14 protein-coding genes are annotated in these 25309 nt (G+C 42.7%); 11 read left to right on the forward strand and 3 right to left on the reverse strand.

Going from position 1 to position 25309, the window contains the following annotated elements; translation table 11 throughout:
- Positions 1-13: 13 nt before the first annotated feature.
- The 7 genes from MUB50_RS03040 to MUB50_RS03070 all read left to right on the forward strand — a co-directional run bounded on the left by MUB50_RS03040 (position 14) and on the right by MUB50_RS03070 (position 9328).
- Positions 14-424 carry a PrgI family protein gene (locus MUB50_RS03040; protein WP_117804294.1) on the forward strand — a complete coding sequence of 137 codons (411 nt, stop codon included), beginning with the start codon at positions 14-16 and terminating at the stop codon, positions 422-424.
- Entirely contained in the window at positions 378-2978 is a 2601-nt protein-coding gene (locus MUB50_RS03045; RefSeq protein ID WP_117804293.1) for a VirB4-like conjugal transfer ATPase, CD1110 family, read from the forward strand. The genes MUB50_RS03040 and MUB50_RS03045 overlap by 47 nt, the downstream gene beginning before the upstream one ends.
- On the forward strand, positions 2975-3778 hold the full coding sequence (gene srtB / locus MUB50_RS03050; RefSeq protein WP_244790044.1) for a class B sortase: 804 nt from the start codon (positions 2975-2977) through the stop codon (positions 3776-3778). Before MUB50_RS03045 ends, srtB begins: the two co-directional genes overlap by 4 nt.
- Complete coding sequence (locus tag MUB50_RS03055; protein WP_244790192.1) at positions 3759-6206, forward strand: C40 family peptidase; 2448 nt, start codon at positions 3759-3761, stop codon at positions 6204-6206. The genes srtB and MUB50_RS03055 overlap by 20 nt, the downstream gene beginning before the upstream one ends.
- Before the next feature lie 20 nt (positions 6207-6226).
- On the forward strand, positions 6227-6544 hold the full coding sequence (locus tag MUB50_RS03060; RefSeq protein WP_244790046.1) for a DUF4315 family protein: 318 nt from the start codon (positions 6227-6229) through the stop codon (positions 6542-6544).
- Positions 6522-7175, forward strand: a complete 654-nt coding sequence (locus MUB50_RS03065; protein WP_244790048.1) for a CD1107 family mobile element protein — start codon at positions 6522-6524, stop codon at positions 7173-7175. The genes MUB50_RS03060 and MUB50_RS03065 overlap by 23 nt, the downstream gene beginning before the upstream one ends.
- Before the next feature lie 68 nt (positions 7176-7243).
- The gene (locus tag MUB50_RS03070) at positions 7244-9328 is read left to right on the forward strand and encodes a DNA topoisomerase 3 (protein WP_244790050.1); all 2085 of its coding nucleotides are present in this window, start codon (positions 7244-7246) and stop codon (positions 9326-9328) included.
- Positions 9329-9366: 38 nt separating this feature from the next.
- Here MUB50_RS03070 and MUB50_RS03075 read toward each other — a convergent pair whose 3' ends face one another.
- Together MUB50_RS03075 and MUB50_RS03080 are read right to left on the reverse strand one after the other, a co-directional pair.
- Positions 9367-9699: a type II toxin-antitoxin system RelE/ParE family toxin gene (locus MUB50_RS03075; protein WP_244790052.1), complete on the reverse strand. Its 333-nt coding sequence runs from the start codon at positions 9697-9699 to the stop codon at positions 9367-9369.
- Positions 9696-9959, reverse strand: coding sequence for a type II toxin-antitoxin system prevent-host-death family antitoxin (locus MUB50_RS03080; protein ID WP_117804286.1), 264 nt, complete (start codon positions 9957-9959; stop codon positions 9696-9698). The genes MUB50_RS03075 and MUB50_RS03080 overlap by 4 nt, the downstream gene beginning before the upstream one ends.
- 97 nt (positions 9960-10056) lie before the next feature.
- Between MUB50_RS03080 and MUB50_RS17330 the strand changes: the two genes are divergently transcribed.
- The 4 genes from MUB50_RS17330 to MUB50_RS03105 all read left to right on the forward strand — a co-directional run bounded on the left by MUB50_RS17330 (position 10057) and on the right by MUB50_RS03105 (position 24043).
- On the forward strand, positions 10057-18177 hold the full coding sequence (locus tag MUB50_RS17330) for an Eco57I restriction-modification methylase domain-containing protein (RefSeq protein ID WP_442863356.1): 8121 nt from the start codon (positions 10057-10059) through the stop codon (positions 18175-18177).
- Between the two features lie 72 nt (positions 18178-18249).
- Positions 18250-22992 (forward strand): DUF3849 domain-containing protein, encoded by a 4743-nt coding sequence (locus MUB50_RS03095; protein WP_244790056.1) that lies wholly within the window; start codon positions 18250-18252, stop codon positions 22990-22992.
- Complete coding sequence (locus tag MUB50_RS03100; protein WP_117804283.1) at positions 22989-23222, forward strand: transposon-transfer assisting family protein; 234 nt, start codon at positions 22989-22991, stop codon at positions 23220-23222. Before MUB50_RS03095 ends, MUB50_RS03100 begins: the two co-directional genes overlap by 4 nt.
- Entirely contained in the window at positions 23219-24043 is an 825-nt protein-coding gene (locus MUB50_RS03105) for a YodL domain-containing protein (RefSeq protein ID WP_117804282.1), read from the forward strand. The genes MUB50_RS03100 and MUB50_RS03105 overlap by 4 nt, the downstream gene beginning before the upstream one ends.
- Before the next feature lie 62 nt (positions 24044-24105).
- Here MUB50_RS03105 and MUB50_RS03110 read toward each other — a convergent pair whose 3' ends face one another.
- Positions 24106-25275 (reverse strand): hypothetical protein, encoded by a 1170-nt coding sequence (locus tag MUB50_RS03110; protein WP_442863182.1) that lies wholly within the window; start codon positions 25273-25275, stop codon positions 24106-24108.
- Positions 25276-25309 lie beyond the last annotated feature (34 nt).

The raw sequence follows: 25309 nt of genomic DNA on the forward strand, positions 1-25309 counted from the left end.
GAAGTGATTGAAAATGGCTTATGTGCAGGTTCCAAAGGACTTGACAAAAGTAAAAAATAAAGTGGCGTTCAACCTTACAAAACGCCAGATTATCTGCATCCTGCTGGGGGCAGCACTGGGCATCCCTTTTTATTTTCTTACAAGAAACACACTTGGGACAAGCAATGCCGCCACAGGCATGGTGATTTTGATGCTCCCGGCATTTTTGTTTGCCATGTACGAAAAGGATGGGATGCACCTGGAACAGATCTTATCCAATATCATCCGGGTAAAAATTTTGCGGCCGTCAGTCCGCAGGTACGAAACCGTGAATCTATTTGAAGGGGGAATGCCGGACCATATGGAAGAAAACAGGAAAACGAAGGGAGGGACGAAGCATGACAAGACGGGAGAAGCATCTCCGAAAAAGAGAAAAAAGACTTAAAAAAGAAGAGAAACTCCGTAGAAAAGAGGATTTAAAGTGGGAGAAGATCAATAAGAAAGAGCAGAGAAAAAGGGAGAAACGTAAGGCAAAGGAAGAAGCAAAACAACTGAAACGGCAGAAAAAGAGAGGCGGAAGAAACTATCCCTTGGAACAGAAAAAGCCGGCAGGCAAAAAAACAGCGGGAAATACAAAATCCTCCCAAAAAAGGGAAAGAGAGAAGAGCCTGTCTGTCCAGAAAACTATTGCATATAAAGAAATGGGGAAGGATGGAATCTGCCGGGTTCAGGACAGGGTTTATTCCAAATGTATCCGTTTCTACGACTTGAATTATCAGTTGGCACAGAATGAGGATAAAAATGCAATCTTTGAGAATTGGTGTGACTTCCTTAATTATTTTGACAGCACAATCCATTTCCAGCTTTCTTTTATCAACCATAAAAGCAGTATGAAGGAATTTGAACAGGTGATCCGTATCCAGCCACAGAATGACCAGTTTGATGAAGTGCGTATGGAATATGCACAGATGTTAAAGAACCAGTTGGCAAAAGGGAATAATGGTCTGGTCAAGACGAAGTATATCACGTTTTCTATTGAAGCAGAGAATATCCGTGAAGCAAAGCCAAAGCTGGAGCGTATCGAAGCAGATATTCTGAATAACTTCAAGGTGCTTGGCGTGACTGCTTATCCTTTAAATGGAGAGGAACGGCTGCAAATTCTCTATGAAACCTTTAATCCGGAGAATAATGTACCGTTCCGGTTTGATTACAGCCAGCTCGTAAAAACTGGGCTTGGGACAAAGGACTTTATCGCACCTACCAGTTTTGTGTTTAAGGATGGAAAGACATTCCAGATGGGGAACACCATCGGGGCGGTATCTTATCTTCAGATCCTTGCACCGGAGCTGACTGATAAAATGCTTGCAGAATTTCTGGATATGGATAAAAACCTGATCGTCAATCTCCATGTGCAGTCTGTAGACCAGATGAAGGCAATCAAGCTGGTGAAAAGTAAGGTTACAGATATTAACCGTATGAAAATTGAAGAACAGAAAAAAGCAGTACGTTCCGGGTATGATATGGACATCATCCCCTCCGACCTCAATACCTATGGAGGGGAAGCAAAACGGCTGCTTGAAGATCTCCAGTCCAGAAATGAGCGTATGTTCCTTGTAACAGCGCTCTTTTTTAATACAGCGAAAACAAAGCAGGAGCTTGAAAATGCTGTATTTCAGACTGCGGGAATTGCACAGAAATTTAACTGCGTGTTAAGGAGGCTGGATTATCTGCAGGAGGAAGGGCTGATGAGCAGCCTTCCCCTTGGTGTGAACCATGTTCCGATCAAACGGGCACTCACGACAACTTCTACGGCAATCTTCGTTCCATTTACTACACAGGAGCTTTTTATGGCAGGGGAATCCCTGTATTATGGATTGAATGCACTCAGCAATAACATGATCATGGTGGACAGAAAGAAACTTAAAAATCCGAATGGACTGATCCTTGGTACGCCGGGTTCCGGAAAGTCATTTTCTGCAAAACGTGAGATTACAAATGCGTTCTTTGTTACGCAGGATGACATTATTATCGGAGATCCGGAGGGTGAGTATTATCCACTTGTCCATGCACTGGGAGGGCAGGTAATCCATATTTCTTCTACCAGTCACGATTACATCAACCCTATGGACATCAATATGGATTATTCGGATGATGATAACCCATTAGGGGTAAAAAGTGATTTCATCCTCTCCCTGTGCGAGCTGATCATGGGAAGCAGGAACGGGATCGAAGCAGAAGAAAAGTCAGTCATTGACCGTTGCCTGCCCATTGTCTATCAGAAATATTTTGAAAATCCGATTCCGGAAAATATGCCGGTATTGGGAGATTTGTACCGTTGTCTGCGTGAACAGGAAGAAGTGCAGGCCCAGAGGATTGCGACTGCATTGGAGATTTACGTCAATGGTTCCTTAAAGGTATTTAACCATCAGACGAATGTGGAACTGAATAACCGGATTGTCTGTTTTGACATCAAAGACTTGGGCAAGCAGCTTAAAAAACTGGGGATGCTCATTGTACAGGATCAGGTCTGGAACAGGGTAACGATCAACCGTTGTGCCCATAAGTCCACCAGATATTATATAGATGAGTTCCATTTGCTTCTGAAAGAAGAACAGACTGCAGCATATAGCGTGGAAATCTGGAAGCGCTTCAGAAAGTGGGGAGGTATCCCGACTGGGATCACGCAGAATATTAAAGACCTGCTGGCAAGCCGGGAAATTGAAAATATTTTTGAAAACAGTGACTTTATCTATATGCTCAATCAGGCTGCAGGGGACAGACAGATTCTTGCAAAACAGCTTAATATTTCCCCACATCAGCTTTCCTATGTGACAAACAGCGGAGAGGGCGAAGGCTTGATTTTTTATGGCAATGTAATCATTCCATTTATTGACCGTTTCGACAAGTCATTGAAGCTGTACAGCTATATGACAACCAGACCGTCTGACCTTGAAAAGCAGGAGAAAACAGAAGAAGTCAAAGCGGAGGATACAGAATGAAAAAGTGGCTGGCTGGTTTGCTTCTTTTTTCTTCCATTGTGCTGCTTACACTTAGTATTTATTCCCTGATGGGGATGTATATGGAAGAGAAAAAGGACAACCAGATTTATGAAACGATACGGAATATTTATGAAAAGCCGACAAGGACAGAGCCTTTTCAGGAAGAAAAGGGCAATCCTATAGAAGCGGTGGATGAAGGACTGCTTGCCCTGCACGGAGAAAATCCCGATTGTGTTGCGTGGCTTGCGGTAGAGGGAACGGTTATTGATTATCCGGTTATGTACCGCCCACAGGATAAGAACTACTATCTCAAGCGTGATTTTTATGGAGAATGGTCAGCAAATGGTTCCTTATTTGTAGCAGAGCATTGTGATCCGGATGCCTGTGACAATCTGATCATATATGGTCATCACATGAACAGTGGGAAAATGTTTGCGGCGTTGGAGGATTATAAATCAGAAGATTTCTACCAGGAACATAAATATATTTCCCTGAAAACACTTCATGGGAATGAGAAATATGAAATCATGGCGGCATTTTCTACATCGGTTTATACCAAAAGTGGCTTTGCCTACTATTCATTTGCCGAAGCGGATGAAAAGCAGGAGTATGATGCTTTTGTTTCAGAATGTAAGGAACGTTCCCTTTATGAGACAGACTGCCAGGCGGAGTATGGTGAGAAGCTTCTGACGTTATCAACCTGTGAGTATTCACAGAAGAATGGAAGGATGGTGGTTGTAGCGAAGCAGATTAATGACAACAGGAGAGGGGGAAATGCAGATGGCAGGGAAGGAATATAGAGCCAGGGAGAAAAAGGTTCAGAAAATGAGCAGGGATGGACTTATGGAAGAAAGTCTGTCAGATGGGAGCCTGACATCAATCAGCCATAAGGCAGAAGCACCCCCGAAAATACGATCTCCGGAGGAAAAATCGGATACTGGGGATGAAAAAGAAATTTCCACAAATAGAAAAAGGAGACTTTATAGAGAAAAGGAAACAAACGGACAGAAGCCAGAGGAACATGAAACGCAAAAACTGTACAGGGAAAAAGAGTGCGAACCGCCTGAAAGGGCGGTTTCTTCTTTGTCCAAAATGAGACAGAGAAAGCCTGTATCGGATCAAAAAATAAAGGAAAAGAAAGAATCCATAAGAGAAAGCTCCAGACGGATGGAACAGTTTCAGGAAACAGAAGAAATTTCTGATGAAAAATATAAGGAGAAAAAGGAAGCGGTTATTCATAACCGGAAAAAACGTCTGGTTCAGGAATATGCAGGAAAGAAAGCGGCTTCTAATAAAGGAAAGAATTTTTCGAATGATGGAGAGGAAGCAGAAAAATCCCATGAACATCCAGGACAAGATGGGAAGAAAAAAGGCAGCCGTCTTTCCTTTGATGATGAAGATACAGGTTTTGTAAAAGGTGCAGGAACAGGGATCGGAAAAAAAGCTGCCAGTGTGACTGCAATGGCGGCAAAGGCACAGCTCCGTGGAAAAATCAAAGAAGATGCTTCTGATAATACAGCAATAGAGGGTGTGATGGAAAGTGAACTTGCAGCGGAGCAGGCGGCAAAAGTGCTGAAAAATGCCCAGGAAAGGAGAAAAAAGCATTCGTCTTATGCAGGGCGTCTCAAGGAAAAACAGATGCCGGAGGGCAGACCGAAGACTCTTCATTTTGGAATGTCAGAGGGCGGAAAAGAAGCAGAAAGGATGTCCGGGAAAGCAGCACAGAGTGAAGCAAAGAAGAAAGCACAGATAAAACGATTCTGGCAGAAGCGGCGTATTACAGAAGCCTATGAAGCTGCAAAAGATGGAAAGAAGTCCGCACATACAGTAAAAGCAGTACAAAGTATGACAGTAAAGGCAAGACAGGTAGCGAAAGAGATTTTCCAAAGGAACAGCGGTCTGCTTGTGGGACTGGGTATTTTTGCTCTTCTATTTGCCCTGATGTCTACTTCCCTTGCAAGCTGCGGGGCAGGGATACAGGGATTTGGAACTACTTTTGTAGGGACAACTTATGCCAGCACGGATGCTGATATTTATGCAGTGGAAAATGCTTATGCGGCATTGGAAGCGGCATTGAATGAACAGATCAACAGCATGGAGAACCGCCATGAGGGACACGATGAATACCGTTATAACATTGATGAGATCAGCCATAACCCATATCATTTGATTTCCTATTTTACAGTGAAATATGGTGAATTTACCTATGCTCAGGTGGCAGAGGAGCTGCAGGAGATATTTGAAGAACAATATTCCATCCGTACACAGTCGCACAGGGAAACTGTGACAGAAACAAGGACAGTGCGGGTGGGAGAATCCCTTGGAAATGTAGTGACCAGCGGTTATTGTAATTGTTCCATCTGCTGTGGTCAGTGGTCAGGCGGACCAACTGCAAGCGGTGTTTATCCTACAGCAAACCATACGATTGCAGTGGATGCATCCAATCCATTTGTACCTATGGGGACAAAAGTTGTGATGAATGGAGTGGAGTACACCGTAGAGGATACAGGAGCTTTTGACCAGTACGGTGTTCAGTTCGATGTTTATTATGGCGATCATGCAACGGCGTCTGCACATGGACACCAGACATGGGAAGCCTTTATTGCAGACGATAATGGAAACCGGGAGGTGGAAGTGACGCAGACACATGAAATTAACCGTATGGATGTTACCCTTACCAACCATGATCTGGATACAGTGCTGAGAAACCGTATGACAGATGCCGAAGAAGAGCGATATGACCTCTACAATCACACCTATGGAAACCGTTCTTATCTTTTTGATATTCAGTCCCTTCCATCTGGCGGAGGTGGCTTTGGTTATGAAATACCGCCGGAGGCATTATCGGATGAAAAATTTGCAAATATGATCCGTGAAGCAGAAAAATATCTCGGTTACCCGTATGTATGGGGAGGTGCATCACCGAGTACCAGTTTTGACTGTTCCGGTTTTGTAAGCTGGGTGATCAACAATTGCGGGAATGGATGGAATGTAGGGCGGCAGACTGCAGACGGACTGCGGGGGTGCTGTGCACAGGTTCCTTCCTCACAGGCAAAGCCGGGAGACTTGATCTTTTTCCAGGGTACATACAATACGCCGGGAGCGAGCCATGTGGGAATTTATGTAGGAAACGGCATGATGATCCATTGTGGCGATCCTATTAAATATACCAGTATTGAAACGTCTTACTGGCAACAGCATTTCATGGCGTTCGGACGTTTGCCATGATGGAAAGGAGAAAGGGTACAGTGAACAAAAAATTAAAACGCTATCTGGATGAAACAGAGAAAACAAAAGAAAAGATTTCACAGCTTCAGGAGCATCTGAGGAATGTGCAGGCAATGCAGAAACAGGATGAAGATATGGAGATCATCAAAAGTATCCGTGGGATGAAACTTCCGCCCAGGGAATTATTTGAACTGCTCTGCGGACTGCAGGAGGGTTCCCTTGTAATCGCAAAAGGTAAGGTGCCGGATCAAATGGATCTGGATAAGGAGAAAGAAGAAATGGTGCAGGAAGCATCAGAAAGTGAGGATTTAGGATATGAAATGGAAGAAAATTCGTAAGATACTGGTTCTTATGGCAGTAACGGCTGCGTGTCTGTTTGGGGCAAACGGAGTGACCGCATATGCGAATGTGGATGAAAATGCAGTCGCAGAAGCAGAAAAGCAGGCACAGCAGACAGAAGCACCGCCGGCAGAAGAGAAACCAGTTGTGAAAGAAGAGGAAGTTACACCAGAAGATGCTTTTTCTGTACCCGGAAATGGAGAAGTCGTAGACCATATCACAAAGGATTCCAGCAAAGAGTTTTATACAATCCGTACAGCCAATAACAACACTTTTTATCTGGTGGTAGACAAGGCACAGAACACACAGAATGTTTATATGCTTTCTACGATTGATGAAAATGACCTGCAGGAATTTTTAGACGAATCTGAGAAAAAGGAACCAGAAACAGAGCCGAGTGTAGTGATTCCGGAAACAGAACAGCCGCCAGAGGAAAAGCCGAAGGAAGAAGAGCCGCAGAAGGATGGCAGTAAAAACATGATGGGTGTGATCGGTCTTGTAGCGTTCCTGGGACTTGGTGGTTTTTATTTTCTGAAGATACGTTCCAAAAAGGAAACAGAGGAAGCACCCAGTGAAAACCTTGAAATAGGGGATGGTCTGGAAACGGTCAATGAAGATGAGGATGAATAAGGATATGGAATGACAGGAAACGGGCAGTCCAATAAGGCTGCCCTTATTTTAGTGAAGGAGGATATGTTATGTATTTGGTAATTGGAGAAAAGCCGAGTGTTTCACAGGCTTTGGCAAAGGTGATCGGAGCTTATCAGAAGAAGGATGGATTCCTTTTGGGAAGAGACTGCATCGTAAGCTGGTGTGTCGGGCATCTTGCAGAATATGCACCGCCGGAAGTTTACGGGGAAACGTATAAAAAGTGGAGGTTTGAGGACCTTCCGATTCTGCCGGAAAATTGGAAACTTCTGGTATCACAAAGTACCAGGAAACAGTTCGAGGTATTAAAAATGCTTTTGAACCGGAAAGATCTGGAATATGTAGTAAATGCCTGTGATGCAGGAAGGGAAGGAGAACTAATCTTCCGGAGAGTCTATGAATTGTCAGGCAGTAAGCTTCCTGTCAAAAGGTTGTGGATCAGTTCTATGGAAGATGCTGCCATTTCAGAGGGCTTTGCCCATTTGAAAAACGGGACAGAATATCAAAATCTGGCAGAGGCGGCTGTCTGCCGTGCAAAAGCAGACTGGCTGGTAGGTATGAATGCAACCAGGGCTTTTACTACGACTTATGGCAAAACTTTCCGGGTTGGAAGAGTGCAGACGCCGACACTTGCCATGTTGGTGGAACGCCAGGAAAAGATCGAGCATTTTGTAAAGGAAACCTATTATAAGGTCAGGCTGATGGCTGGAGATATGATATTTGTTTCGGAAAGTATCAAAGACCGGACAGAAGCAGAACAGCTTGCTGCATTATGCAGTGGAAAATCCGCAGAGGTCATAGAGGTAAATCGTGAAAAAAAGAGAGGTTTGCCGCCGAAATTATATGACCTGACAACGCTGCAAAGAGAAGCAAACCGTCTGTTTGGTTATACGGCAAAAGAAACACTGGACACGCTGCAGGAATTGTACGAAGAAAAGCTGCTTACTTATCCGAGGACAGACAGCCGGTATGTGACCAGTGATATGGAGGAAACACTTCTGGAACTTGCAGGGGATATGATGGAAGAATTTCTTGATTTTTCCTTTTATGCGGATGTAAGGCGTGTGGTCAATCCGGCAAAAGTTACAGACCACCATGCGATACTGCCGACAAAGCAGGCAATGAAAGCAGAGTGGACAGGGCTTTCGGAAAAGAAGAGGAGTCTTTTATATCTGACTTCCATGCAGGTGTTAAAAGCTGTGGCAGGAGATTTCCAGTATGAGCAGGCAGAAATTACGGTTACCTGTGCCGGACATGAGTTTCATACAAAGGGAAAAAGAACAGAGCAGATGGGATATAAAGAAGTAGAAGCAGCTTTTCGGAAAAAAGTATCAGCAGGGGCAGAAAAAGAGGATGAAGAGGAAGAAGGAATATTCCCGGAATATCTGAAAAAAGGTCATGTGTTCCCGGAGATACAGGCAGCATGTAAGGAGTGCTTTACAGCACCGCCGAAGCCATTTTGTGAAGATACACTTCTCGCAGCAATGGAGACTGCCGGAAATAAAGATTTTGAAAAAGAAACAGAGAAAAAAGGTCTGGGCACACCGGCAACCAGGGCTGCGATCATTGAAAAACTGGTATCTTCCCATTATGCTGTCCGAAAAGGAAAGCAGATTCTTCCTACTATGGAAGGAAGGGAACTGGTATCTATCCTGCCGGAACAACTGAAATCAGCAGCCATGACAGCACAGTGGGAAAATGAGTTGCTTGCGGTTGAAAAAGGCAAGGCAGACAGTGAAAGATTTATGGAGGGGATCATAAAGCTTCTGGAAGAAATTCTTGTGGACTGCAGGAGCATATCTTCAGAAGAACGCAGACAGTTTCAGGACAAAGAAGCAATCGGTATCTGTCCTGTATGCCAGAGTCCGGTTTATGAAGGAAAACATAATTTTTATTGTGACAGTCGGGATTGTTCCTTTGCACTTTGGAAAGAAAACCGTTTTCTTGCCAGCATGAGGAAAAAAATGGATAAACGTATGGCAGCGGAACTTCTGAAAGAAGGCAGGGTATTTGTGAAAGATCTGTATTCTGTCAAAAAGGACAGATACTTTAATGCGTATCTGATTATGGGAACGAAGGATGGAAAGGCAGAGTTCCACCTAGAATTTCCCAAAGGAAAAAGTAAAAGGGAATAAAAATCTCCGCCGGTCAGGGCGGAGACATTTGTTTTGTCTTATTGTAATGGGAATCCTGTTTTCAGGATGGATGCCCAGTTACTTTTGGCATACAAAAAACGGACAACAGTTACCAGTTTCTCTGTTTCTGAAATGCGGTAAAAAGCGAGATAGTTATTTACGATGGTAAAACGAATCCCCCAGGAAGAAAGGATGCGGTCATCGACCAATGGGAATTTCTGCGGAAACTGGGAAAGGGCATTGATCTTTTCCTCTGCAGTATCCAGCAGATGGTCAGCGGCTTCCGGATTTTTGAGTGTAAATTCAATATAATCGGCAGCACTTATCATATCCCGTTCCGCTGTATGTGTGATGTGAATGTGATAATTCACCTTTTCCTGCGGCTCCTTATATCAGACATGGCTTCGGAAAACGGGCGGGTTTTACCTTCTGCAATATCGGTAAGACCTTCCTGGATAAGCCCGTATAACTCAAACTTACCGACCAGATTTTCATAGGCTTCGATGCTCATGACTGCAAGATCACCTTTCCCATTTTTGGTGATGAATACCGGTTCGGAATAATTATGACAAAATGTAGAAATTTCATTGTAGCTGTTCCGTAGATCAGCACTGGAACGAATGGTTGGCATATCCTGCACCTCCTTTTCTTTATAACAAAATTATAACTAAATTTCTTTATATAGTCAACGGGTGCAGGAGAAAAAACAAAAAGAAAGAAGGGAATATATGGCAAAAATAAATGATATAAGGGTTTTAGCAGAAGAAACCGCTTCGGATGTGGCAAGTTCTCCAAGAGACTGGATGGCGTATCTGGATACAGCGGCAAAATTGTACCGCTATCCTTTTGCAGATAATCTTTTGATCCACGCACAGCATCCACAGGCTACTGCCTGTGCGGAATTGGAAACATGGAATGAGAAAATGGGACGGTGGGTAAACCGTGGGGCGAAGGGGATAGCCCTGATCGACGATACTGGTCCGAGACAGAGACTCCGCTATGTATTTGATATAGAAGATACCCATATGGTAAGGGGAGGAAGGACACCATATCTATGGAAGATGGAAGAACGGTATGAAGGCAGACTGCTGGAATATCTCACCGACGCTTATGGGGTGGCAGGATATGATACAACAGGGCTTGGAGATGCCCTGCTTGCAGTAGCTTCTGAAATGACAGAGGAAAATCTGGAGGAAGCTATGGACGGACTTTTTTATGAGGTGAAAGGCAGTTTTCTGGAGGAGATGGATGCGGATTCTATCCGTGTGAATTTCCGAAACCTGATGGTGGACAGTCTTTTTTATACATTAGCAAGGCGGTGTGGTCTTGAGCCGATGGAATATCTGGAAGCAGAGGATTTTGTAGGGATTACAGACTTTAATGATTTGCGGGTACTGGCATTCCTTGGAAATGCTGTCTGTGAGTCGGCAGAAACCGTGCTGAGGGATATAGGAAGGACAGTCAGAAAATTTTATCAGGAAGAATTGTCCCAACAGCTTGCTTTTTCGCAAAATCCTGTGTATAATAACAATAAGAAATTCAACACGTTAATTCGTGAAAGTAAAGAGAAAGGAGAACAAGAGAATGGAACTGACATATCATCGCAAAGGAGATTATCTGTTTCCGAACCTGACCATAGAGGAAGAACCGACGACCATCGGGAAATACGGGATGCTTCGGAGGACTTATCTGAAGGAACACAAGAAGAACTGGTATCAGAGTATGCTGCTGAGCGGGAAGCTGAACAGCCACCTGATGGAGATCGAGAAAACAGCACAGGAGAGGATGGAAGTCCTGATGGAAAATCTCCTGAAGACTTATCCGGCACCGGACAAAGAACTGGATCAGATGAGGTGGGCAGCCCACATGAACAATCTGACAGCGATGGCAGAAGAGAGCATCTTGAAGGAATTGGTGTACAGTTAATCGAAGAAACAACAGAACGGGATTTGAGTGAAGCAGAGGAAGAAATTGCCTCTGCTTTATCTTTGCCTGAACTGCCTACAGTAAAACAGCAGATACGATCTATCGAAGAACGGCAGGCAGCTCTATATGCCGGAGAAATTTCCGTTCCTTCTGATGTGGTGGATGAAGTTTTGAGAAAGGGCGGTAACAAAGATAGAAGCCATCTTCGTATGATTTATAATTTTATGATAGAACAGACACCGGAAGAATACACAGAATTTGTCCGGAGGGAATACGGTGAGGGCGGTATTGGCCTTGTGATAGGCGGGAAAGAATATTCTGTCTGGTATGATGAACTGGGGATGCAGATTGCAGTTGGACACACCATACACGACCAGATCTTGGATAAGGCTTTTTTATCATGGGAGGAAGTTTCCGGACGGATTCACCAGCTTTTACGCCAGGGTGAATATGCACCACAGTCTGTTTTGGAAGCTGCCAGGGCAAATGCAGTCAAAGAACATGCAGAGGTACTGGCGTATATGCAGCGTGATATGGCAGAAGGCGTATCAGAACTTGTGTTTGAAGATAACCAGATATTTTATGGCGGTTTTCCAGAGATGGTTGAGCGTATCGGAAATTTGTTGGAGCAGCCGGAATTTCTTACAGACCTTAATGAACGTTTGGAAGGACTTGCAGAAGCATATGAAATGGATAAAGAAATTATGCGTTTCCATTATTACCATCCGGACAGAGTATCTGCACAATTTCAGAAATTTGCGAAAGAAGCGGTTCCCTATCAGGCAAGGGAAGGGTTTCAATGGCAGGAACATGAAATTTTTATCACGCAGGATGAAATAGATGCTTTCCTTTCCCGTGGCGGGACTTATTCGGATGGAAGGCTGACAACCTATGCCTTTTTTATTCAGGATAAATCAGAAAAAGAAAAGGCGGAGTTTATTAAGGAGCAATATGGGATTGGAGGACAGAGCCATGCACTCAGCGGTGCGGATCATTCCCATGCAGAATACAACGGAAAAGGGGTGAAACTGGAACGGGGGGATTATGGAAATCCAGATGTGAGCATTCTATTAAAGTGGCCTGCGGTTGCAAAACGTGTCCAGTATTTGATCGATCATGACAGCTATTTAAAAGCGGGGGATTATACAAGGATGCCCTCCTATGAACGGGAACGGATGGCAAACCGTGTGATCAGTTTTTATGCCCGCCTGCCAGAAGAGATAGAGCGTCCCTTTGAAGAAGATTTTTTTTATGAGAAGGCAAGAGAAGAACTTCCGGGGATATTGGAAGATCCAGATTCAGCAGAACAGCTTGTTGCAGGCATGGATGACGCACTTGCCGAGCTTCCGTTGGATTTTGATGGATATGAGAACCGTGTGCAGATTTTATCAGAAATTCATCAGTACATAGAAGGAACTTATACGATTTTTCCACAGAAGAAGCAGGAGATAGAAATAGAAGGAACCGGCAGGCAGATGAACTTGTTTGATTTTATGAAATCAGAACCGGAACCTGAAATAACGCCGAAAGTTCAACCAGAGATGCAACAAAAACTAAACGGAGAACAAGGGCTGGAAGAAGCAGATAGAACAGAGGATACCGATGCGGGATTTTATGAAAGCGTGGAGGAACAAATAGATGTACATGTTTTAGAGGCTATGGAAAAGGCAGGGACTTCCTTTGATGAGTTTTCTCCTGAGCAGATGGATGTAATCTATTCTTCGGCAGAAAATGGGATGGATATTACGCTGTTACTGAATCCGGAGTTTTCGCCGGCACAGATGCAGCTTATCGCAGATGTGATGGAACGCATATCAGCAAATGAACGCTACCGTTTTGAATCTGAAATTGAAAAATTGACTTCTGTAGTAATGACACCAGAGGAGATCAATGCACAAAGACAGGAAAGTCATCTTCCGTTGGAGGACTTTTCAGATGGTTCAGAAATCGTTCCGGGGGAAACGGAAGTAAAAGGGAATGCTGTAGAATGGAAGCCAGAAAAACAGGAAGGGAAAGCGGAACGGGTAAATTTCCGTATTACCGATGATGATCTCGGTGCAGGCGGTCCGAAAGCAAAATTTAAAGCAAATATGGAAGCAATCCATCTGTTGAAAAAATTGGAGGAAGAAAACCGACTTGCAACGCCCAAGGAACAGGAAGTGTTGTCAAGATATGTTGGCTGGGGAGGTATCCCTAACGCCTTTGATAAAGAAAATTCAGATTGGGCAGAAGAATACAGGGAATTATACGATACATTGACCAAAGAAGAATATGAGGCGGCAAGGGCATCTACGTTAAACGCTTTTTATACTTCCCCGACAGTCATTCATGCAATGTATGAAGCACTTGAAAATATGGGGCTGAAGAATGGGAATATCCTGGAACCCTCCTGTGGAGTGGGAAACTTTATGGGGCTTCTTCCGGAGAGCATGGCAGGCTCAAAGATGTATGGTGTGGAGCTGGACAGTATTTCAGGAAGAATGGCAAAGCAGTTATACCAGAAGAATGAAATCGCAGTCCAGGGGTTTGAGACGACGGAGTACCCAGAGAGTTTTTTTGACTGCGTGATCGGGAATGTGCCATTTGGTGCGTATAAAGTCACTGACCGGAAATATGACCGTTATAATTTTATGATCCATGATTATTTTCTGGCAAAATCCATCGACCTGGTACGTCCGGGAGGAGTTGTTGCAGTTGTGACGTCAAGCGGGACTATGGATAAGCAGAGTCCGGCAGTACGGGAATATCTTGCAAACAGGGCAGAACTTCTAGGTGCGATCCGTTTGCCAAATAATGCGTTTATGAGAAATGCGAACACAGGAGTTGTTGCAGACATCCTGTTTTTTCAGAAACGTGACCGTATATCATTGGAAAAACCGGGGTGGGTGGAACTTGGAACGACACCAGAGGGTTATGTGGTTAATTCTTATTTCACAGAGCATCCGGAAATGGTGTTGGGAGAGTTTGTAACAGAAAGCACCCAGTATGGAAAACAGGAGGTTACGGTAAAAGCCCTCCCTGACAGAAGGCTGAAAGATCAGTTGAGAGAGGCTGTCCGCCATATTCATGGCAACATTGAAGAAAGGGAATTGGAAGATTCCGAACTGGAGGATGAGACAGTCTCTGTCCCTGCTGATCTTAGTGTCAAAAATTTCAGTTTTACAAATATAGAGGGAAAAGTCTATTATCGGGAGAACTCCAAAATGAATCTGGTGGAGCTGCCGAAAGTGACCGCAGAGCGTGTCCTTGGAATGATAGAGATTCGGAACATCACACAGAAATTGATTGAGCTGCAGATGGATGGAGAAGGGACAGAGAAAATCCAGAAGGTACAAGAAGAACTGAACAAAGCATATGACAGCTTTACCTCCCAGTATGGACTGATCAGCAGTAATGCCAACCGCAGAGCATTTAATGAGGATAGCAGTTATTGTCTTTTATCTTCTTTGGAGATATTGGATGAGAATGGGGAACTGAAACGGAAAGCGGATATTTTTACCAAAAGAACGATCAAACGTGCGGAACCTGTTACTTCTGTAGACACTGCAAGCGAAGCATTGGCTGTATGTATCGGTGAGAAAGCAATAGTTGATATTCCTTTTATGGCACAGCTTATGGATTCTTCAGAAGAAACAGTGATAGAAGAACTGGCAGGTGTAATCTTTAAAAATCCTTTAGATGGGAAATGGGAGACTTCGGATGAATACCTTTCCGGGAATGTTCGTGAAAAACTGCGGATGGCGGAAGCATCTGCAGAACATGATCCATCTTTCCAGATCAATGCAGAAGCATTGAGAAGGGTGCAGCCTAAAGAACTGGATGCGTCGGAGATAGAGGTTCGTCTGGGTGCTCCATGGATCAAGGCAGAATACATCAATCGGTTTATGGCTGAGATTTTCCATACGCCAGCATACCGGTTGGGAAAATCTATCAATGTCACTTATGCAAAGATCAATGGACAATGGAATATTTCGGGGAAAACACAGGATTTTGGAAATCCTTTGATTACGGCAACCTATGGAACCGGCAGGGCGAATGCGTATCGTTTATTGGAAGATGCCCTGAATCTGAAAGATACAAAAATCTATGATACGGTCATGGAGGATGGCGTAGAAAAACGTATCCTGAATAAAAAGGAGACTATGCTGGTTCAGCAGAAGCAGGAAATGATAAAATCAGCATTTAAAGACTGGATTTTTAAAGACATACGGCGCCGGGAGGATATTTGCAGGACATACAACGAACTGTTTAATAGCACCCGGCCCCGTGAATATGACGGAAGCCATATTCAGTTTGCCGGCATGACACCGGAGATTACCTTGATGCCCCACCAGAAAAATGCCATTGCTCACGTTCTTTATGGAGGGAATACCTTGCTCGCCCATTGTGTCGGGGCAGGGAAAACCTTTGAAATGATTGCTGCTGGTATGGAGAGTAAACGTCTGGGGCTTGCACAAAAAAATCTGTATGTTGTGCCAAACCATCTGACAGAACAGTGGGGCAATGATTTTTTAAGGCTTTATCCAGGGGCAAATATCCTTGTGGCAACGAAAAAGGATTTTGAGCCGGCAAACCGAAAAAAGTTCTGCTCCAGAATTGCAACCGGGGAATATGACGCAGTAATTATCGGGCACAGCCAGTTCGAAAAAATCCCTCTTTCAAAAGAACGGCAGATTGAGACAATCAACCGTCAGATCGCAGATATTACCTTTGCGATTGAGGATATGGCAAGGGAAGATGGTACCCGGTTTACCGTTAAGCAGATGGAAAAAACGAAAAAAACGCTGCAGGAAAAACTGAAAAGACTAAATGACCAGACAAGAAAGGATGATGTTGTTACCTTTGAGCAGTTAGGTGTGGATCGTCTGTTTGTAGACGAGTCACATTACTATAAGAACCTTTTTTTATATACAAAAATGCGGAACGTGGCAGGTATTTTACAGACGGACGCACAGAAATCTTCGGATATGTTTATGAAATGCCAGTATTTGGATGAAATTACAGGAGGTAAGGGTGTGACGTTTGCAACAGGAACCCCGATCTCAAATAGTATGACGGAGTTATATACCATCATGCGTTACCTGCAGTATGATACGATCCAGAAGATGGGATTGGGACATTTTGATGCATGGGCAGCTTCTTTCGGGGAGACTGTTACGGCGATTGAATTATCTCCAGAGGGAACGGGCTACCGGGCAAAAACTCGGTTCGCCCGTTTTTATAATCTTCCGGAACTTATTTCACTATTTAAAGAAGCTGCAGATGTACAAACTGCGGATATGTTAAACCTTCCAGTGCCGGAAGCAGAATATATCAATGAAGTATTAAAACCCAGTGAAATTCAGAAGGAAATGGTAAGCAGCTTTGCAGACCGTGCAGAAATGGTAAGAGGCGGTGTTGTGGATGCAAAAGACGATAACATGCTGAAGATTACGAACGATGGAAGAAAATGTGCGTTGGATCAGCGACTCATCAACGACATGCTGCCGGATGAAGAGGATAGTAAGGTAAACCGCTGTGTAAAAAATGTATTTGACATATGGAAGGAGACTTCAGAGAGAAAGTCAACACAGCTTGTTTTCTGTGATCTTTCGACACCGAAAAATGACGGTTCTTTTAATGTATATGATGATGTCCGTGAGAAACTGGTGGAAAAAGGCATTCCACGGGAGGAGATACGGTTTATCCATGAAGCAGGGACAGAGGCACAAAAAGCAGAATTGTTTGCAAAGGTACGGGCAGGGGATGTGCGTGTACTTCTTGGTTCTACACCGAAGCTTGGTGCTGGCACCAATATACAGGACAGGCTCATTGCTCTTCACCATTTAGACTGCCCTTGGAAACCATCTGATCTGGAACAGCAGGAAGGTCGTATTCTCCGCCAAGGAAACCAAAATGAGAAAGTTAAGATCTTCCGTTATGTCACGGAAAATACATTTGATTCGTATATGTGGCAGATTTTAGAGAATAAGCAGAAATTTATTTCACAGATCATGACCAGTAAATCCCCGGTACGTGCCTGTGAGGATGTGGATGATGCAGCGCTTTCTTATGCGGAGATTAAAGCTCTTGCTACAGGAAACCCTTACATAAAAGAAAAGATGGATCTGGATATTCAAGTCAGTAAACTGAAGCTGATGAAGGCAAACCACACAAGTCAGATCTATCGGCTGGAGACAGATATTGCAAACCGGTATCCGATGCAGATTACATCCATGAAAGAACGTATTTCCGGACTGGCAGCTGATCTGGAAACTGCAAAGCCGATTTTAGAACAGGAGAAAAATGCTTTTTCCATGGTTATAGGTGGAAAGACTTTTGTTGACAAAAAAGAAGCAGGAACGGCACTGATTGCTGCCTGTGCGGGCTTAAAGGCAGTCCATACAGAAGGGGTTGTCGGGGAATATCAGGGATTCTCCCTGTCTTCCAGTTATGATGTGTTTAACCAGCAGTTTAAACTGACGATTAAGGGGAAATGCAGTTATTCCATTGAGATGGGAAAAGATGCCATGGGAAATGTCCAAAGGATTCAAAATGTTTTTGGAAATATTGAAAAGCATCTTGCGGAATCGAAGCAAAAATTAGAAACACTACAGGAACAGCTTGCCACTGCAAAGGAAGAAGTTACCCATCCTTTTGCTCAAGAAGAAGAACTGGCTATGAAACTGGAACGGCTGTCAGAGTTAAATATTTTGCTGGATATGGATGGAAAAGGCTCATCGGATACCCTGGGGATGGATGAAGAAGTTGCGGATGTTCCGAGACGATATTCCAATCTGGCAGGGAGAGTATCAGATGCGTCCTGCATGACGGAGGAAGAAAGAAAACCATCTGTCTTGCAGAAACTTAGAGCAAAGCAGGTGGAAGCTGTACAGAAAGAGAAGAAAATGTCCAAAACCCACAGAAGAGGACAGGAATTGTAAAACAACCATATATCCCGTCGCAGGTTACATGTGGCGGGATGATTTTTATAACTTTAGAAGGAGGAGGTAATCATGGCAAACAAACGTGAAGAACAGCTGAAAGAAATTACAGAACGGCTGGAACAGGGTGTTCAGGAACTTTTTACATCTGAGCGTTACAGGGAATATTTAAACACGATGGCAAAATTCCATAATTACAGTTTTAACAATACACTTTTGATCACAATGCAAAGACCGGATGCTACTCTGGTGGCCGGGTATCAGGCATGGCAGAAGAAATTCAACCGACATGTGCTGCGTGGGGAGAAAGGGATTCAGATTATCTCTCCCGCCCCGATAAGGGAAAAGGAAGAAGTAGAAAAGATTGATCCAGAAACAAATGAACCAATATTAAAAGCGAATGGACAACCGGAAACAGAGATTATTGAGCATGTGATTCCCAGATTTAAAGTGGCTACTGTATTTGATGTTTCACAGACAGAGGGGGAGCCTTTACCTGATCTGGGAGGGGCGGATCTGACAGGGCAAGTTGCAGATTTTACGGTATTTATGGAAGCAATCCGAAATGTTTCTCCGGTACCAATCCGGTTTGCAGAAATTGAGGGGACATCCCATGGATATTATCACAATACGGATAAGGAGATTGTAATTAAAAGCGGGATGAGTGAAAGCCAGACCATGAAAACAGCCATCCATGAAGTTACCCATGCTCTTTTGCATGACAGGGATCTGATGGAGGAACAGGGCATTGAAAAAGACAAAATGACAAAAGAAGTAGAAGCGGAAAGTGTTGCTTATATTGTATGTCAGCATTTGGGACTGGATTCTTCGGAATATTCTTTTCCGTATATTGCCGGATGGAGCAGTGACAGAGATATGAAGGAACTTCGTACATCCATGGATTTGATCAGAAAAACAGCGGGAGATTTTATCGAAAATATGACGGAGCAGTTTCAAATTTTACAGAAGGAACATCCGTTAGAAAAAACATATTCAGAACAGGAAACATCAGGGTTATCTTTTGAAGAATACCAAAGAGTGGAATTATTTGATGTACCGGCACTGTTTGTAAATGAGCGTGTGGATTTGGAATCACTTCCAGAGGGGATTTATCGCTATGAGCTGCGTGGAGCTGATTATGATCCGGGCTATCCTCTTACCATTGAAAAGAATGTAACGGTCAATCATGCAGCAACAATCCTGACTGTTGTCCCGTTGAATATCCCGGAACAGGGGTATTTGAGGATTGGGGAAGAATTGAATATGACAGGAGGGATGCAGCGTATCCCTGAGTACCAGTCGGAAATGTCCGAGCATGATCTGACTGTGGAACGTAAAAAAACTGAAAATGCCATAGGCAGAGCAAATGAATCCCTCTATCTTTCCGGTACAGATAACCGCTATGCCATTTATCAGATTGCCGGTAATACCAAAGGAAGAGAGTATGCGTTTATGGGAATGGATTTTGTGGCTTCGAACGGTATGAATGTAGAGGGGGCAGATTATGCGTACATTTATGGAGGGTTGTTATCGGAGAATGATACGCTGGACAGCCTGTATCAGACTTTTAACATCAATCATCCGGAAAATTATACCGGACATTCTCTTTCTGTCAGCGATGTGGTTGTGGTACAAAAAAATGGAGAAGCAAAAGCATATTATGTGGACAGTTTTGGTTTTAAGGAGCTGCCAGATTTTGTACAGCAGAGAATCCAGGAAGCAGAAATGAACCGTAAAAGGGAAGATTCCATGATTACACTTGATACAACCGATGTGGAAATAGAACAGCATGAGGGGTTATGGCATACGGTTGATAAGATGGAAATTGAAAATGAAATATTTTATTTGATGCGTCACAATGAATATGGAGATTCTGTGGCGGCGGTTATTTTAAATGCAGATGGAGAGCTGGTAGCACAGGATTTAGAGAATGGATTTGATCAGGGTGCTATGGAAGCAATCAGAGAGTTTTTTAAAGAAAAAGGCATTGACTGGCATCAAAAACAGGAAAATATCGCAGATGGACAAACAAGTTTTTCGCCGTTATATATTCATAGTCTGACATATGCAATGGAGCATGGGGAAGCAGATGCGTACCTTGATTCAAGGAAACTTAATATTGAATGTAAAGGTGCGATTGAAGAAACAATCCGTCAAAACTTTGATGGTATGCATTTGAACCGTAATGCGGCGGATTCTGTTCTTGAAAAATATGGATTGGAGAGATGCTCTTTTATACTTGCCTGTACAATACAGGAAAAATCGTGGGATAGACGTTTTTCCGGGAAAAATAAAGAATGGGCAGAAACTATTTTTGTGCCTGAAAATATCAACCGTGGGGTGAATGCGAATCTTGATTATGTAGTGGAAAGTCATCCGGCAATACTGGATGGTTTTACTGATCTGGTTCGTGAAAAGATTGCAGAACTTGAGAAAATAGAAGTATTTATTCGCAGGTATTATGTTGTAAGTGATATAGAAGGTACAGAAACAGGACAGCAGTACCGGTATTTTGTGGATATAGAAGAAGCAATTCAGGCATATCATCAGTTACCAGGGCATCTGAACAAATATCTTGGTATAGAAAGTACAGAGAAACCTCCGATGCGAAGAAATTTGCTCTCTTGTGAAAATGGTATTGATGAAGTGGAATATATTGGTTTTAATCCTCCGAGTGAGAAATGGATGAATCCGGAAACCGAAGAAGCTACGGAAAAGGTGCAGATATATCTTCAGACATGTGATAAGGATGCTGCATATTGGTTAGAGAACGAAAGAAAATATTTATATGTGCAAACGGTATCGGATGGATATGACTATACGTTTTATGATGAAGAATATAAAGAATTGGATGGCGGTTTATATTCTGATTCCGAACTGACATTTAAAAGTGCTTTGCAGGAAATCATGCTTGATGAGTTTCGTTCATCTATTGATGAGTGTAAGGTCATTAACAGTGAGGAATTTCTGGAAAAAGCAGAAGAAATTGCTGAGAAAAAGCTGCTTGAACAGGTGGAGAATATGGAACACACAAAACAAGAAAAAAATATTACAGCAGATACCGTGACCAATCTGCGGGGAAAAAGCCGGGAATATGATTCCAGTTCAAGAGAAAGCATTTATACATTTGAGTGTTCCATCAATGGTAATCCGAGAGTACTTACATATACAATAGGAAAGAGGGAGTATTTTTATAGTCCTTTATCTGATCGAGGTAAAGTGGAGGACATTTATTCTATTCACACAGATGGCGATGATATATGGGATCAAATGTCAGAAGCAGAATTATCTAAATTAGAAATTAGATTAGCTGGTGAAGCAGAAGTATTCGATTTTCAAGAAAAAAGTAAGCAGGCAGTTTCCGTATATGATTTAAAAGAAATCAGCTTTGAGTTGATGGAAAGAGAAAAGAGTTCTATGACCAAAGAACAACGAGAAAGGGTTTGGGATGGACTTTCTGAAAAAGGGAATAAATTATTGGCAGTTGCTATTGCGGGTGCAGATAATAGAGTGAAACTGCAATTTGCTCAGAATCTTCTCATAGAAGCACAGGGTATTTTGAAAGAATCGCAGTATGATAACTGGAAATATGTCATTAATAAAAGGGAAATAGAAATGCCGGCAATATCAAAACCACCACTTATCTCAGAAAAGACTGAACCGGAAAAAGCATTTGCAGGAAAGAGTTGTGCTGAAATAGAAGAAACGGTCCTCTGCCTTGCACAGGCCCAACTGGAAGAAATGGGATTGGAGAATGAAGTGGTGCTGCTTGGGGCACGAGTTTATGGAAGCCGGACAAGAGAAGGACTATATACCGATCATTCAGATTTGGATGTTGTTCTTTCTTATGCTGGAAACATCAGGGAAGATACATTTTTTAATTGCCTGAATGAAGTTGGAATGTCTGTAGCCGGCTTGAAACTGGATATTAACCCGATTTCGGAAGAAAAAACTGGTACACTGGAAGATTATTTGAAAATAGCAGAAAAATATCTGGATGATAAAGAAGTGGAAAAACTGGCTGCCGATATAGATCAGTTTTCCTATGACTATGACCAATATGAATATGATGATTCTGTTACGGATAGAGAAGAAAATGTAAGAAGTATATATACGGCACTTACAACGGGGAAAGAAGATGGTATTAGAGAATGGCTTGCGGAAATAGCGGCAGACGAGAATGATGATCTTCCGGAAAATGTAAAAGATGCAAAAAGATTGATAGAAAGAATGGAGCAGGTTCTGGGAAATAGCAATGCAGAAATAAGGTGCGAATCGGAAAAAACAGAAGCAACGATTTCATTTTATGCTGCAGAATGTATGGAATTTCCAGTGTTGGGAGAGTACCATGAGAATCTTACTTTAGAGGAAGCACTGGCTGTTTATGAAAAAATACCGGCAGAGCGGATGAATGGAATCAAGGGAATTGGTTTTGTCTTACACGATGGAAGTGCTTATGATAATGCAGAGTATGAGCTGATGTCAGCTGGACAGATCAGGACAGACATGATTGATCTGATTCCACACTATAGGGAGAGTCCTCTTGTACAAAAGGCTGTAACAGATGTAAAAACGTATCTTGAAAATCAAACGACAAAGGAAACTGATAAAAATTTGTCGAAAAACAAGGAAAGACAGACGGTGATTGAGAAAAATGAAGTAGACAGACAAGAAATTCCACAACAGAGAAATAACAGCAGAAAGGAATCCGTTCTGCAGGCACTCCGGGAACGTCAGGCAAAGCTAAAGGCACAGGAACAGGCAAAACATAATGAAAAATCGCATACGAAAAAGAAAGGGGAACAGGAGTTATGAGAAACGTAAAATTTGAAGAAAACGAGCTGTTGGTTATGGCAATGTTTGATGCAGGAAACCGCAGAGAAAGTATGGAGAGGATTGAAGAAATCATTCCCCATGTGGAAGAAGACCAGGAAATATATTCTCTTGTTCTCCAGACCATTGAGAAATTGAAACGGATCACAGATATGGATTATCATAGGATTGATCTGGAGGAGTATAAGCAGGAGCCGGAGGAGGAAGAATGAAGTTAAACCAGTTTGCAGTTTATCAGTTGAAACAGGATGCACAGGGCAGAAAACTTGCTTTCCGGTCTTATCAGAGTATAAAGGAACAGGGAATTGCTGTACGTGTAGAGTATTATGATCAGGTTTATCTGACAACAGCTCTTCCACATGATACGATAGAAGCTATCTGGAAGCGGCTGTCTTTAAAGATGCCGAAGAATTTTAAAGGATACCATTCCCCGAGTACCAGTGATGTGATTGTGTATAATCATGAAGGGACTGTTTCTGCTTATTATATAGATAAAGAGAGATTAGTGCCGATTGCAGGATTTATACGGCTGCATTCTTCCAGTACTATGGTGTCTATGGAAACGACAGATTTTCATGTGGAAGGTAAAAAAGGAAACTGGATTGCTGCAGATGAAATTATTATTGACGGCAGACAGTTCTTTTTGATGGAGAGTGATACTTACAAAAATTCTGCACAATACCTGGTTGTATCACAAGAGGGAGAAATTGTTTCCCAGGAGAGCAGGGGATTTGATGAGCAGACAATCCAGCAGATCAGAAAATTTCTTAACTCTTCACATTCAGAAAATTTCATAGAAAAGCCGAAGCTGGAAACGTATCAGAAATATTATGAGAATGGCGAGTATCTTCGGAGTGCGGAACTGACAGAAGAACAAAACTATAATATGATTGACGGCAGGATAAATAATATTTCCGGAAAGAAAAAACAGGAACGGGAATCCGTATTAAGAAAATTGCATCAAAAGCAAAAGGAGATAGCTGCCAGAAGCGGAAAACAGCAGCTACAGGATTTGGAGCGTAACAGGAAATAGTGGATACCCCAGTCAGCAGATTCAAGGTTGCTGGCCGGGGTGTTTTCATATTATGAACTCTTCTATAATTCAGATGCTTTCCATTTTTCCTGGGTTCTCACTGGTTCTTTTCCTAGAATAGTATCTACATTGGTACAAACAGTACGCAGCTCTTGCTGGTAATCTTTAAAGTAACGGTAAGTATCATACTGAGCATTTTTCTGTGTGAGTAGTTTCTCCTTTTCTGCTTTTAAGTGTTTCATAGATGGCATTTTTCCATCAGGGTTTTTGGTTTTTAAGTATCTGGCAGCGGTTTCATAAGTTTCGATTTCGGTTAGATGTTCTTGCCGGAATCTTTTTTTGTTCTTTGACTGTAGCATTTGAGTAAAGACAGATTTGTTGGAAAAATACTGACCGGTGTAGTGAATCTGTTCATTGATGTCATGCAGGTCAGCCTCAGTTTTTTTTACAGTACGCCTTGCCTGAGATAGCTGTATGGTAATATCATCATATTCATTCTGTAGATTGGCTCTTGTATCAAAATGATGTTCCTCTATATAGGCAACGGTCTTTGCCATTTGCTGAAGATTGGAAATTTTTACTTTTTGTGCGTATGCCTGATTTTGTTGAGCCTTTATGCAGTTCTGCAGATCGACGACAAGCTGGAGGTCAGATTTGATAAATAATATTTTAAGTGTTTCGGTATCCATTTCTTTTTCAAAAGAAGATCTCAGGAAGTCGGCAGGCATGGAATCAAAACCTTTCTGACAAGGATTTTGTTCAGAGGGAATTATTTTTTTGCGGATTTCAGGACGAACAGTATGAGCTGCGAATACTTCAAGTAAATGTGCTTTTCCATAATCGTTTCCCAGTGTTCGCTCCGAAATATGTTTTTCACGTTCTGGATGTCTATAACTGAAACGTCCTCTTTTATCAAATACTTCAATTTCATATTTTTCCCATAATCGTCTCTTGAAATCGGAGAAGGAGTGGACAGAGGTAGAAATATCATCGACAGCCTCACGGATAAATTGTTTCTGTGTAAGGTAGCGGGTATTCATTGGTGTTAAACCATCGGCAAGGATTTCCTGATTCAGTTTATTCAGGGCTTTTTTCCCCTTTCTGGACGCCCAGTATTCTTTTTCTGTAATCTTCTTGGAAGCAGGAGAGAGCAGATCCACCTGATACAGATTTTCACGCTGGCATATATCCATAAGAGACTGTTGGAGATATTTCAGATAATCTTTTGTCAAATGATGTTTATATCCGGCACGGCTGTCACAGGTA

The sequence above is a fragment of the Blautia sp. NSJ-140 genome (assembly GCF_022868965.1).
Taxonomy (GTDB): domain Bacteria; phylum Bacillota; class Clostridia; order Lachnospirales; family Lachnospiraceae; genus Blautia_A.

Bases quoted from the DNA above. Each gene is read 5' to 3' on its own strand.
- MUB50_RS17330 (WP_442863356.1), top strand. From the start codon at position 10,057: ATGGCAAAAATAAATGATATAAGGGTTTTAGCAGAAGAAACCGCTTCG.
- MUB50_RS03105 (WP_117804282.1), top strand. From the start codon at position 23,219: ATGAAGTTAAACCAGTTTGCAGTTTATCAGTTGAAACAGGATGCACAG.
- MUB50_RS03040 (WP_117804294.1), top strand. From the start codon at position 14: ATGGCTTATGTGCAGGTTCCAAAGGACTTGACAAAAGTAAAAAATAAA.
- MUB50_RS03100 (WP_117804283.1), top strand. From the start codon at position 22,989: ATGAGAAACGTAAAATTTGAAGAAAACGAGCTGTTGGTTATGGCAATG.
- MUB50_RS03080 (WP_117804286.1), bottom strand. From the start codon at position 9,959: ATGCCAACCATTCGTTCCAGTGCTGATCTACGGAACAGCTACAATGAA.
- MUB50_RS03045 (WP_117804293.1), top strand. From the start codon at position 378: ATGACAAGACGGGAGAAGCATCTCCGAAAAAGAGAAAAAAGACTTAAA.
- MUB50_RS03065 (WP_244790048.1), top strand. From the start codon at position 6,522: ATGAAATGGAAGAAAATTCGTAAGATACTGGTTCTTATGGCAGTAACG.
- MUB50_RS03095 (WP_244790056.1), top strand. From the start codon at position 18,250: ATGGCAAACAAACGTGAAGAACAGCTGAAAGAAATTACAGAACGGCTG.
- MUB50_RS03070 (WP_244790050.1), top strand. From the start codon at position 7,244: ATGTATTTGGTAATTGGAGAAAAGCCGAGTGTTTCACAGGCTTTGGCA.
- MUB50_RS03055 (WP_244790192.1), top strand. From the start codon at position 3,759: ATGGCAGGGAAGGAATATAGAGCCAGGGAGAAAAAGGTTCAGAAAATG.
- srtB (WP_244790044.1), top strand. From the start codon at position 2,975: ATGAAAAAGTGGCTGGCTGGTTTGCTTCTTTTTTCTTCCATTGTGCTG.